Origin of the sequence: Bradyrhizobium sp. Rc3b (genome assembly GCF_900114915.1) — a bacterium.
In the GTDB taxonomy this organism is placed as follows: domain Bacteria; phylum Pseudomonadota; class Alphaproteobacteria; order Rhizobiales; family Xanthobacteraceae; genus Bradyrhizobium.
Genome location: NZ_FOUS01000039.1, coordinates 1 through 12,586 on the forward strand (window position 1 = coordinate 1; position 12,586 = coordinate 12,586).

General features: G+C 58.1%; 10 protein-coding genes and 1 pseudogene. 7 read left to right on the forward strand and 4 right to left on the reverse strand.

The window, feature by feature from the left end; translation table 11 throughout:
- The first annotated feature begins 1 nt into the window (after position 1).
- Both BM190_RS39030 and BM190_RS41820 read left to right on the forward strand, forming a co-directional pair.
- A protein-coding gene (locus tag BM190_RS39030; RefSeq protein ID WP_092263329.1) for an IS3 family transposase occupies positions 2-1,158 on the forward strand; the annotation gives its coding sequence in 2 pieces (ribosomal slippage) (positions 2-224 and positions 224-1,158; 1,158 coding nt in all).
- A gap of 102 nt (positions 1,159-1,260) precedes the next feature.
- Complete coding sequence (locus tag BM190_RS41820; RefSeq protein ID WP_349516972.1) at positions 1,261-1,488, forward strand: hypothetical protein; 228 nt, start codon at positions 1,261-1,263, stop codon at positions 1,486-1,488.
- 434 nt (positions 1,489-1,922) lie between these two features.
- On the opposite strand, the gene fcl is transcribed toward BM190_RS41820, so the two are convergent.
- Positions 1,923-2,900 (reverse strand): GDP-L-fucose synthase, encoded by a 978-nt coding sequence (fcl, locus tag BM190_RS39040; protein WP_092263332.1) that lies wholly within the window; start codon positions 2,898-2,900, stop codon positions 1,923-1,925.
- Complete coding sequence (gene gmd, locus BM190_RS39045; RefSeq protein WP_092263334.1) at positions 2,881-3,966, reverse strand: GDP-mannose 4,6-dehydratase; 1,086 nt, start codon at positions 3,964-3,966, stop codon at positions 2,881-2,883. The genes fcl and gmd overlap by 20 nt, the downstream gene beginning before the upstream one ends.
- A 992-nt stretch (positions 3,967-4,958) precedes the next feature.
- Here gmd and glmS point away from each other — a divergent pair.
- The 5 genes and pseudogenes from glmS to BM190_RS42050 all read left to right on the forward strand — a co-directional run.
- On the forward strand, positions 4,959-6,785 hold the full coding sequence (gene glmS / locus BM190_RS39055; protein ID WP_092263337.1) for a glutamine--fructose-6-phosphate transaminase (isomerizing): 1,827 nt from the start codon (positions 4,959-4,961) through the stop codon (positions 6,783-6,785).
- An 859-nt stretch (positions 6,786-7,644) separates the two neighbouring features.
- Entirely contained in the window at positions 7,645-9,606 is a 1,962-nt protein-coding gene (locus tag BM190_RS39060) for a glycoside hydrolase family 127 protein (RefSeq protein WP_283806156.1), read from the forward strand.
- On the forward strand, positions 9,551-9,790 hold the full coding sequence (locus tag BM190_RS42040) for a hypothetical protein (protein WP_502687031.1): 240 nt from the start codon (positions 9,551-9,553) through the stop codon (positions 9,788-9,790). The genes BM190_RS39060 and BM190_RS42040 overlap by 56 nt, the downstream gene beginning before the upstream one ends.
- A gap of 636 nt (positions 9,791-10,426) precedes the next feature.
- Positions 10,427-10,744 (forward strand): hypothetical protein, encoded by a 318-nt coding sequence (locus tag BM190_RS42045; protein WP_502687029.1) that lies wholly within the window; start codon positions 10,427-10,429, stop codon positions 10,742-10,744.
- Positions 10,716-11,051, forward strand: a pseudogene (locus tag BM190_RS42050) (GNAT family N-acetyltransferase); the annotation flags it as partial. The gene BM190_RS42045 and the pseudogene BM190_RS42050, both read left to right, overlap by 29 nt.
- A gap of 917 nt (positions 11,052-11,968) precedes the next feature.
- Here the strand turns inward: BM190_RS42050 and BM190_RS39070 are convergent.
- Together BM190_RS39070 and BM190_RS39075 are read right to left on the reverse strand one after the other, a co-directional pair.
- Complete coding sequence (locus tag BM190_RS39070; protein ID WP_177237552.1) at positions 11,969-12,355, reverse strand: response regulator transcription factor; 387 nt, start codon at positions 12,353-12,355, stop codon at positions 11,969-11,971.
- Between the two features lie 85 nt (positions 12,356-12,440).
- On the reverse strand, positions 12,441-12,586 hold a 146-nt coding region (locus BM190_RS39075), incomplete at its 5' end, for a LuxR C-terminal-related transcriptional regulator (protein ID WP_244550911.1).

Below are 12,586 nucleotides of genomic sequence, written 5' to 3' on the forward strand. Positions count from 1 at the left end.
GATTATCGCAGTATTGAAGGAGCATGATGCTGGGGCGAAGACGGCTGACCTGGCACGCAAGCATGGGATCTCGGAAGCGACGATCTACAATTGGAAGGCCAAATTCGGCGGCATGGACGTTTCCGAGGCGAAGCGGCTGAGGGCCCTGGAAGAGGAGAATGCGAAGCTGAAGAAGCTTCTGGCGGAGCAGATGCTCGATGCGGCCGCTCTTCGCGAGCTTCTTTCAAAAAAATGGTAGGGCCCGCCGCCAAGCGCGCTGCGGTCGCGCATCTGCAGGCCGTCATGAGCCTGTCGGAACGGCGGGCCTGTTCGATCGTCGGCGCGGATCGGAAGATGATCCGCTACGGCTCCAGCCGCCCGCCGGACACGGCTTTGCGCGGCCGATTGCGCGATCTGGCCAACGAGCGGCGGCGTTTCGGCTACCGCCGACTGTTCGTCCTGCTGCGGCGGGACGGCGAGCCGTCGGGGATCAACCGGATCTACCGGCTCTATCGGGAGGAAGGGCTCGCCGTCCGCAAGCGACGGGCCCGTCGCAAGGCCGTAGGGACCCGGGCCCCGATCCTGGTGGAGGCCAAGCCCAACGCACGCTGGTCGCTCGATTTCGTCCACGACCAGTTCGCCAACGGGCGGCGCTTCCGCATCCTCAACATCGTCGATGACGTGACCAAGGAATGCCTGGGCGCCATTCCAGATACGTCGATCTCGGGACGGCGCGTCGCCCGCGAACTGACGGCGATCGTCGCACGACGTGACAAGCCAGCAATGATCGTGTCCGACCATGGCACCGAGTTCACCTGCAACGCCATGCTGGCCTGGAGCAAGGACACGGGTATCGACTGGCACTTCATCGCGCCAGGAAAGCCGATGCAGAACGGCTTCATCGAGAGTTTCAACGGCCGGATGCGCGACGAACTGCTCAACGAGACCCTGTTCTTCGATCTCGACGACGCCCGCGCCAAGATCGATGCCTGGGTCGCCGACTACAATCTCCAGCGGCCTCACTCGTCACTGAAATACCTTACCCCAGCGGCCTATGCCGCCCACCTCACCGCAACGGACGACCGGCTGCGCAACCCCGACCAGCTCCGCCGATCGTCCGTTGCTCCACCCGCGCCACTTGGCGTACAAAACCCCGAGACTCTAACTGCCGATGGATGAAAGTTCGGTGGCAGGTCACATCTTCTCGCGGAGGCCCACGGGGGCATTGGTTGTATGCTCTTCTCAATCGCAATGACCGCAGGGCGTCTCAGCGGAGATGCCGTGGCGGCGCGAATCGGCGACCGTGCCACATTGATGCTCGGGACTATGCCGATCGTGACGGGCTTCTTGGCTGTGATGGCCGCGCCCTTTGCCTTAGTTGCTATGACGGGGTTTCTGCTTATTGGATTAGGTATTTCAAATGTCGTACCCGTGCTGTGTCGACGCGCCGGCAAACAGAAAGTGATGCCAGCAGGTGTTGCTATCGCGGTCATCACGACAGGCGGCTAGTCGGGCCCGCCGGCGTCGGGTTCGTCGCCTACATCTTTGGCTTGCCGTTGGCATTCGGGATGTTAGGCGCGCTCATGTTCATCGTTACGCTGTCGGCGAGGATGATAATGACAGACCGGCGTTCGACCCGTTGGTCGAGAGGAAAGGGAGACCAGCACAATTCGGCCAATGACGGTTCCACGGTCGGCGTTTAGCGGCTTAGAGTCGATGAGCTCTCAACTTGGTGGCAGCAGGTTTCGATAATGGCCATCCTTTCCCTGCAAGTGGTTGGCCACCTCGTAGCTAAGAGACGCCGCATCGCTCGGGCTCTTGGCGCCCGACTGAGCTCGGTTGTTGACAATCAACGCTTGTCAACTCCGAAGCAAAGTTGGCCGTTACTTGAGCGGCAAGTCCGCTAGGCTGGACATTCACCGCCGATTCTAGGATTGGCCTGTTTACTGGGGAACAGGCAGATCAATCCGGTGCCGTCCAATGCTGTCGGCGCGATACGCCCGGTATGCCAGCTGAATGCCCTCCTCAAGCGAGGTCGTGGCGCGCCAGCCGAGCCCGGACAGCCGCGCGACGTCGAGTAGTTTGCGAGGCGTGCCGTCAGGGCGCGACGTGTCGAATCTGATCTCGCCGCTAAAACCGATGGCGGCCGCGACCATGAGTGCTAACTCGGCGATGGTGATGTCCTTGCCGGTGCCGATATTGACGAGCTCGGTTCCAGAATAGGTCTTCATCAGGTGCACGCAGGCATCGGCCATGTCGTCGACATAGAGGAACTCGCGGCGTGGCGTGCCGGTGCCCCAGACCACCACGCTTCTCGCGCCCGCGAGCTTTGCCTCGTGGAAGCGGCGGATTAGGGCGGCAACCACGTGGCTGTACTCGGGATGATAATTGTCGCCGGGACCGTAGAGATTGGTCGGCATTACGCTGATGAAGTCGCTGCCATACTGTCTGCGATAGGCCTCCGCCATCTTGATACCGGCGATCTTAGCGATCGCATAGGGCTCGTTGGTTGGCTCCAGCGGGCCCGTCAGCACCGAGTCCTCGCGCAAGGGCTGCGGCGCCAGCTTCGGATAGATGCAGGACGAGCCGAGGAACATCAGCTTCTCAGCGCCGTTCTGCTGGGCCGCATGGATCACATTCGCCGTGATCGCGATGTTGTCGTAGATGAACTCGGCGCGCAGCGTGTCATTAGCGACGATGCCGCCCACCTTGGCGGCGGCGAGGAATACGACCTGCGGCCGAACCCGCGCGAACCAGTCGAACACGGCGGCCTGGTTGCAGAGGTCGACCTCACGCCGGTCCACTGTGACGATCTCGACGTCCTCGCGCGCCAGCCGGCGCACCAGCGCGCTGCCAACCATGCCGCGATGGCCGGCCACGTAAACGCTCTTGCGAGTCAGCTCAAAGGTTGCGCTTGCCATGGACCGCGTCCCGTTTCGCCTCGGCGAGATCGCTCGCCATCATCTCCCCGACGAGCTGAGCAAAGGTCCGCTTCGGCTTCCAGCCGAGCTTCTTGCGCACCTTGCTGGCATCGCCGACGAGGAGATCGACCTCGGTCGGCCGGAAATAGGTCGGATCGATCTTCACCACGGTCTTGTTGCTCTTCGTGTCGATTCCGGTCTCATCAACGCCCTTGCCGCGCCATTCGACGCGGCGGCCGAGCTGCGCGAAGGCAAGCTCGACCATCTCGCGTACAGATCGGGCCTCGCCGGTGGCGAGCACGAAATCGTCCGGCTGGTCGGCCTGCAGGATCATGTGCATGCCCTCTACGTAGTCTTTCGCGTGGCCCCAGTCGCGCTTCGCCTCGAGATTGCCGAGATAGAGCGTCTGTTCGAGACCGACCTCGATGCGGGCGACACCACGGGTGATCTTGCGGGTCACGAAAGTTTCGCCGCGAATCGGGCTCTCGTGATTGAATAAGATGCCGTTCGACGCGAACATGCCATAGGCTTCGCGGTAGTTCACGGTGATCCAATAGCCGTAGAGCTTGGCGACGCCGTAAGGTGAGCGCGGATAGAACGGCGTCGTCTCCTTCTGCGGGATCTCCTGCACAAGACCGTAGAGCTCGGAGGTCGAGGCCTGGTAGAATCGCGTCTCCTTCTCGATACCGAGGATGCGGATCGCTTCCAGGAGGCGGAGCACGCCGATCGCGTCGGCATTGGCGGTGTATTCCGGGCTCTCGAAGCTGACGGCGACGTGGCTTTGAGCTGCGAGATTGTAGATCTCGGTCGGCCGGATTTGCTGCACCAGGCGGATCAGATTGGTTGAATCCGTCATGTCGCCATAGTGCATCACAAACGGAACCTCGCCGACATGCGGGTCCTGGTAGAGATGGTCGACACGCGCGGTGTTGAACGAGGACGAGCGCCGTTTGATGCCGTGCACGACGTAGCCGAGACCGAGCAAATACTCGGCGAGATATGCGCCGTCCTGCCCGGTCACGCCTGTGATCAGCGCAACGCGCCGCTTTGAGTCCTGAGCCGCCATGGTCTCCCTTAGTTGCGCCGCAAAGAGCCTCGCTGTGCAACACCATCGCGAGGCCGTTTCTCGAAAAAATCTAGATGCGCACGCGCGCTCCGCCGTAATTAAAGGAAAGCGATCGTTAGCTCCACTCATACACATGATGCGGGAATGCACACCATATACATTGATTTAATTTGGACTGAAGTATGCCAACACATTGAGCTTCAAAAAAATGAAGCTCAATCGCCCTAGCAGCGCGACACCAAGTAGGCGAGATGGATGGCAAAACACCATTACGAGCGCCGGGGGCGCGCTTGCCCCTGAGCAAGATTTCAATGACATGGAGCGACGGTCTGCGGTCGGCCCATGTGTGCATTCGCGTGGTCTCGTCATGGCGTGGGAGAGCGACGAGCCGAGGTCGCATTCGTCAATGCATTTGTCGGAATGACGGCACGAAAGCCAGGCCTGCTCATAGAGCCGCAGTCTACAAAGCGCTGTTAAGTTCGGAACAGAACACGCGGTCTTGTAGGTCGAGCGATCAACTATGATCAGCGCCGTTACCAATAGCCAACTCGCGGCAGGCAGTGGACGATCGACGCGGGACAAAGTGAAATTTGCAAACGTTGGTATAGATAGTCGAACGTTTCGATATCGAGAGCTTACTTTCGTACAATGGAGCTTCGACGCCGCTCGTTTAACTTGGCCGAGCGTGAGTTGCCTCGGTTCGAGTATGATAAGTCTCTTAAACCCGCGCCGGAAAAACTCTCGAGTAAGACAGGGCAATTCAAGCTAGAGCTGCTGCGCGGTTTGTGCTCGGTCGGCATAAGCGGAATGTACCCGGGCGAAGCGATATGGCCGAAAGAGATCTAACTCACGCTTGTGAATGCGCCGGCGACACAGTCGGCCGCGAAAATTATCGAACTTGACAGCTGTTAACGTCGGGCGAGCGAATTTTATGGCCGGGTTCCTCTAAGGGGGGACGTCGGAATCCTTAAACTTGGGTTGCATTGATCGATATGTGTGGAATTGTTGGCATTCTGGGGCGTGGTCCGGTCGTTGCGCAGTTGGTCGCGTCGCTCAAGCGATTGGAATATCGCGGGTACGACTCCGCAGGCCTCGCGACTCTTGAAGGTCTTCGTATCGAGCGCCGCCGCGCTGCAGGTAAGCTGAGAAACCTTGAGGAGCAGCTGCGCTATTATCCTCCGTCGGGTCATACGGGCATCGGTCATACCCGCTGGGCGACACATGGAAGGCCGACCGAGAGCAATGCTCACCCGCATGCGACGGAGAACGTCGCGGTCGTTCATAACGGGATCATTGAGAATTTCCGCGAGCTGCGAGCCGAACTAGAGCGGAATGGAGCCCAATTTAACTCAGAGACAGACACGGAGGTGGTGGCGCATCTCGTCGAATCTTATCTCAAGAAGGGTTGCCCGCCGCAGGATGCGGTGCAAGCGTCGCTGCCGCGGCTGCGCGGTGCCTTCGCACTGGCATTCCTTTTCAAGGCCCACGACGACCTTTTGATCGGTGCGCGTAAGGGGTCGCCGCTTGCAATTGGGCATGGTAATGGCGAAGTGTATCTAGGATCGGACGCGATCGCGCTCGCACCTTTGACCGACACCATCACCTATCTTGAAGACGGCGACTGGGCCGTGCTTACGCGCACGATGTGCGTGATTTATAGCTCAGACGGATCTGTCGTCCAGCGGGAAGCATCAAAATCTGGCGCATCGGCACTCCTGGTAGACAAGGCGAATTATCGCCACTTTATGGCGAAGGAAATCCACGAGCAGCCGACAGTTGCCGGCAAGACATTGGCGCATTATCTCGACATGGCGGCCAAGCGCGTCGCCCTGCCGCTTACATTGCCGTTCGACTTTCAATCCATTCAGCGCATCTCAATCACGGCCTGCGGCACTGCAAGCTATGCCGGACACATCGCCAAATACTGGTTCGAGCGCCTGGCGCGCCTGCCTGTCGAGATCGATGTAGCGTCCGAGTTCCGCTACAGAGAGGCGCCTTTGCGCCGGGGCGATCTCGCGATCGTCATCTCGCAGTCGGGCGAAACCGCTGACACGCTAGCTGCGTTGCGATACGCCAAGAAGCAGGGAGTGCACACGATATCTGTGGTCAACGTCCTGACGTCGACGATTGCGCGGGAGAGCGAATCCGTTCTGCCGACGCTGGCGGGGCCGGAAATCGGCGTCGCGTCCACTAAGGCGTTCATCTGCCAGCTAATTGTATTGGCGGCGCTTGCCGTCGCTGCGGGAAAAGAGCGCGGTAAGCTGTCTGAGATCGATGAATCGAAGCTTGTGCGTGAGCTTATCGAAGTGCCGCGGTTGATTGCTGCGGCGCTGTTGATTGAGCCCCAGATCGAGAAGCTCGCGCGTTATATCGCCGACACAAGGGACGTGCTCTATCTCGGTCGTGGCACATCGGCCCCCCTGGCGCTTGAGGGCGCACTCAAGCTGAAGGAAATTGCCTATATCCACTCAGAAGGTTATGCGGCCGGCGAGCTCAAGCACGGACCGATCGCATTGATAGATGAGGCAGTGCCTGTGGTGGTGATCGCGCCTTATGACGGGGTCTTCGAGAAGACCGTCTCGAATATGCAAGAAGTTGCGGCTCGGGGGGGCCAGATCATCCTGATCACCGATTCGAAGGGTGCTTTGGAAGCGACGGTGGACACACTCATGACCATTGTGCTGCCGGAAACGGCCGCAAGCTTTACTCCGATGGTCTATGCCATTCCGGTTCAGCTCTTGGCTTACCATACCGCGCTTGTAAGGGGCGCGGACGTGGATCAGCCGCGTAATCTAGCAAAATCGGTGACTGTGGAATGAGGCGGCAGTGTTATGTCTGAGCATCCCGAGTCGCGTCTGCGCGCTCAAGGAGAACACCAGCCATCAGCAGGTCACACAGACCGATGCAGCTCAACAACCAAAGTCACTCCTGCTTGCTCATCATCGGTAAGCGACTAACGCCGATTGGAGCGAGCCTTACCTTCCTGTCGTTCGAGCGGAACGGTCGATAACAAGTGGGAATTACGGAGGAGAGCCAAGTCGGCTCTCGGTTACCCAGCCTGCAATCTGCTTTGCAGGGCCAAATGAGCATGAAGCTCGGTGCAAAAAAAAGACTTTCTGACTCATCCTCCCGCCTTGCCGAAGCCAACGAGCAAGTCGATGCACACAACAGCTTCGGGCCGCTCCGGCGCGGCTTATTCACTAGCAGCCCACATGCGCAACAGCTTACTTGTCCCGATTGCCAGAATCCCCATGTCGGGCACGTTCCCCGAGGTAGCGAATGCTTAGGATTAGCCGTTCGGTTTGTGGCCTAGATCGCGCCTAGCAGCGGCTCACGCAATCCGGTTGGACCATACACGCCACGCGGCCTTCCCAGCTGCTACGTGTCATAAAAGGATTGTTAGAAGCCTGACATCGAGGGCCTAAAACCAAGTCAGGGGAGCGCCGCACCGGAAGGATGCGGCGCCCCCGGCTTTAGCGGCGAGAGAGTACATATACTCCAGCGACTTGCTCGTATAGCAGGTTCGACCAGCCTTGTGGCGACGCGGGATTTAGCACGACTGGCAAAACCGGTTGGTGGGCCTGCGATCGCAATGGGTTCCTACCGCGGAGCCGCAGAACTAGTTGACGAGAGACCGCTCCTCATTCTGGGCACGGGATTTGCTGTCCCACTCCTCGAATGATTGCTGTCAACGCATTGTCTGGGTGGACCGCCGCCCTAGGGCAGCCTGTCCATTTCTATCGTTTTGAAACCTCGCACCGAGAGTACGAGTGTGCTTTCGCAAATCTCAGAGCGGCACCTCACCAACCGAACGTGGTGAGGTGGCTTGCTGGGCTAGGTCTCCGCTCGCCACACTACAAGGAGGAATGCAATGAATGGTCGGAATGTGGCCGAAGTCGATCTTCACAACCTGCAGGTTCGGATCCACTGATTGGGCAATGCCAGCAGCTGGTCAGGGCAGTGGCAATTCCCTACCAATGGGAGGTGCTAAACGATCGCAACCCTGAGGTGCCACCGAGTCACGCGGTAGAAAACTTCCGCCTTGCCGCTGGACGTGCGAGGGGCGAGTTCCATGGCATGGTTTTTCAGGACAGTGACGGCGCAAAATGGCTCGAGGCTGCTGCATGGTCGCTGTGCCAGGCACCAAATCCAGACCTGGAGAAAACCGTCGATGACCTGATTGAGTTGATTGCCGCCGCCCAATGCGCCGACGGTTATCTCTACACTTATTTCATCCTGAACGCGCCTCAGGAGCGCTGGACTAACTTAACGGAGTGCCATGAGCTCTATTGTGCTGGTCACTTGATCGAAGCGGGTCTCGCATTCTTTCAGGGGACTGGCAAACGGCGGTTGCTGGAAGTCGTTTGCAGGCTTGCAGACCACCTCTGCACTATTTTCGGCCCAGAGCGCCATCAGTTGCACGGCTATGATGGACATCCGGAAATCGAACTCGCGTTGGCACGCTTCTACGAAGCGACGAAGGAGCAGCGATATCTCGCGTTAGCCAATTATTTCGTGGAGCAACGCGGCACGGAGCCACACTTCTACGACATTGAGTACGAGAAGCGCCAGCAATCCTGCGTCCCGAAATCCGACGACACGCCTTGGATGATGAAAAACAAAGCGTATAGCCAAGCGCACTTGCCGCTTTCGGAGCAGCGGACTGCAACCGGTCACGCGGTTCGTTTTGTATACCTCATGACCGCAGTAACTCATCTCGCGCGTCTGCGCCAGGACGAGCAGCAGCGCCAAACTTGCATACGGCTATGGCAAAACATCGTGCAGCGCCAGATCTATATTACCGGAGCCATCGGCTCGCAAGGCGCCGGCGAAGCGTTCAGCAGCGATTACGATTTGTCAAATGATACAGCGTACGCGGAAAGTTGCGCGTCGATTGGCCTGATGATGTTCGCGCGCCGTATGCTGGAGATGGAACCGGACGGTCGCTATGCCGACATGATGGAGCGCGCGCTCTACAATACCGTTCTCGGTAGTATCGCGTTCGACGGGCGTCACAATTTCTATGTTAACCCGCTCGAAGTGCATCCCAAAACGCTGAGGCATAATGGCATCTACAACCACGTCTCGCCAGTGCGACGACGCTGGTTTGGCTGCGCGCGCTGTCCACCGAACATCGCACGCCTATTCACATCGATTGGTCATTACATCTACACGCCCAGCACCTGCGCGCTCTATGTGAATCTCTACGTTGGTAACAGGGCGGCAATATCCGTCGAAGGATATGCGCTGCGGTTACTCATGAGCGGCAGCTATCCCTGGAGAGACGAGGTGGAAATCGTGGTCGAATCTGCGCCGCCAATTGCCCACACGCTTGCCCTGCGCCTGCCGGAATGGTGCAGCGCGCCGCAGGCGAGCCTGAACGGCTTGCGAGCCTCGCAAGGGCTATTTGCATATTCGCAGAACGTGGCAGCAGGGAGATCGCATCAAACTATTGCTGCCGATGCAAGTGCGTCGCGTATACGGCCATCCCCAAGTTCGCAATTTGGCCGGCAAGGTGGCTATCCAGCGTGGCCCCTTGATTTAATGTCTGGAGGAGGCCGACAATGGGACCGAGTTACACAATATTTGGCTCCATGCAGACAGTCAGTTTTCTCTTATCGAAGGAACAGGTCTCTTTGACGGCAAGATTTTGCTGCAAGCCGACGGGACGCGGTTGCAACACACGCATTCTGAGGAAGCGGCCCTTTATCAATACGACAAAATCCTTGGAGAGCTTGAACCGCAGCGGCTGACGTTCATTCCGTGGTTTAGCTGGGCTAATCGCGGCGAAGGCGAAATGCGAATTTGGATTAATGAGCGTTGAAACCGAACGCGCAGGTCGCGCTCCTCGAGTCTGGCGCAGGCGATATCGTTGGTCAACGCCTGAAAATCGGCCAAAACTATGGGAGCCTGCTCGTCCGCGAGCTCCACTGCAGATCGAAAATGACAATTCGGATATCAGGCGGCGCGGCGAAACTCCGAAAAGAGAACAATCCGATTGGCAGATGAATCATCGATCGACCCAATTCGTAATCGCGGAGCTTCCTCGGAGCTGTTCGCGGCCTCTCATCAAGCCTGATGAATGCAATGGCACGAGGGTGCCGCCGTGTCCTTTCAGAAGGAAGACCTATGACAACCCAACGTGAGGGCGGCCGCGTCAGGCTTTGGTAAGCCAGGCTCCCTATCAGGCCCCGCTGGGCCTAACAAGCCTAAGTTAGATGCGGACATGTATGTCCGATGGGAGCACCAATCGCTATGTATAATCGGGTCAATGGCTCGTCCTACTTCCAGTCCTCTCAGTTTGCTGAAACTGATGAGCAACGGGGCGAAGACAGCTTTGCGGATGCGTTCGCCAATATGCGCTTAGTCCAAACGGGGCTCGAGTAGCAGTTCATCTTCGGCAACAAGACCGTATTCGCTCGCTTCAAACCCTCCCATAATAGAGTTCAAGGATCGTCACGTGTTCCGAAAAGCCGCGGAGGCCTATTATGGCGATGAAATCAACTACATCGCCAACAACCCCCGAGAGTTCTCTGAGTTCGTGTCCGCCAAGGCAAAGCGAACCGCAGAAATGACCGAAGAGTACGCGGCAACCCGAGATTCCGATGATGCGCGATACTCCAGCTACCAGTTGGGGAACAAGAGTGTCGGTCTTCTCAGAATGGAAGGCGGCGACAGCATGAACCTAGTTCGAGGGCGAAAGGTGGGAGGAACTATTTCCTGGGCGCCAAGGGACTACCTCAACTGTAGATCTTCAAGTCGTTCATCCGCTTGTTGAGAACGCTGGCGATATCCTGCTCGAGCACCAGCTTCGACGAGACGTCAGACGGCCGTTGCTCAATTTGCGTCCGGCTAATCCGGAAGCAAGAGCCCGGGCGGCAAATTTGGGATTCGTCGAGGTTGACGCCGACAACATGGTTCTCGACCCAGAGAAGTCAGATAAGTGGGTAAGGAATAGCGACGGCGAATGGCCGCGAAAAGGCGCTGCTGGGCGGTATCTTTCCAGAGCTGACGATAGTGAAGATAGTGATGCCGAGATCCCAGAGAGCCCCTCAACATACGATTATGAGGATGATTTTATGTGACCATGGGATCACAGGTGATTGGGCCCGATGGAGTAGACTAATCTGGCCTGCTCCGGGCTCCTCTGTGTTTATTGCCTTTTCGGCTGAGAGTTCCTTTGAGTTGGCTCAGAAGACCGCTGCCAAAGTGCTCCTTGGCCTAGCAGTTGCTGAGTTGTTTGAGCGTTGGAAGTAGGGGCTAACTGCGCAAGGCCATTTGCGGCAATGCTCGCTGCGGCGAGGACCTGCATGGGGTGCCGCCAAAGCGCGCCCGGCCGCCGAGGGCCGGGCGTGTTGCACCGAGCACGTTGGATGGTTTGGAGGCAGAAGTCGTCTAGAGATGCCGGCCTCCGAAGAAGTAAGCATCGTCGCGCCCGCCGTGAGTCGGTGGGCAGGGAAATGCACAACGAAGCGGCGCCCGATGCGCAAAACAGTCGGCACGCGTCCACGGACATAACGACGCCGTGAGCACGAGCATCGTCCAGAGCACTTTCACCGGAAAAGTCTCAACCCAACACGCGAGTCGGTTGTCTAGGCGAAGCTGCGTTATCATCGTCACTGAAGTCGGACTGCAAAAAGACAATTTCTTGCCTTGTCGTGCGCTCTCGCGCCAGCTCCACTCTGTAATGGAGTATATAGCCACGATCTAGACGAGTTAAGTGCTTAGGGTGGTCGATTGCTTTAGGTGAGCATCACGTTGAACGTCGACCTACAGAATGAGTCGAGCTAGCGTGCCCTTCCGGCCCTCGCAGCGATAAGGTTATTCTGCACGAAGGTAGCCCCCCGGCGATAGTCGGTAAAGCATGGACATGGCAACAATTGGCCGCTCGCTCGCGTTTTAAAGCAAGTAGCGTGCTTGACCGCGAAGGGGTCGATCGGCGGCACGATCGACGCGTGGAGCGTTTAGATCGGACACCAATTCAAGCCGCAGGTTGAATGCATCAGATGCCGCCTCGGCCGTCATACGCGTTCAGTGCGGTGTCGACGCACTCGATTAACGCTTGTCCGGTAAAGGGTTTGGCAAGGAAGCCAATCGCTCCGGCGCCCAGCGCTGACGCGCGCACGCGGTCGTCGGGGAAAGCCGTAATGAAAATGAATGGTGCGTCGTAACCACGTGTCCGCATCTCTGCCAACAGCTCCAGGCCGCTCATAGCCGACATCTGCACATCGGTAATGACACAGGATGTCTCGTCTAATTGCGGGGACCTCAGGAGTTCCTCGGCCGATGCAAATATTTGGGCGATGTAGCCTCGCGATTTCAAGAGATTCTCTGTCGCCGCACGGACTGAGGCGTCGTCGTCAACGACGAAAATCAAAGGCGTGGACAAGACGAGCACTCCTGAACGGGGAATAGCGGCTGCAAGCGTCAGCCACCTTCGGCGAAAAGTGGGCTCGACTGATGAAATTGTAAAATCATACTTGGGTTTGTTCAGGACGATTGGCGCGAATTCCCAACGTCTCAGCCATTCTGATCAAGTCGGCCAGCGACCGTGCACGCATCTTCTTCATTACGTGTCCCCGGTAGATCTTGACCGTAATCTCGGCGAGCCCAAGCTCGG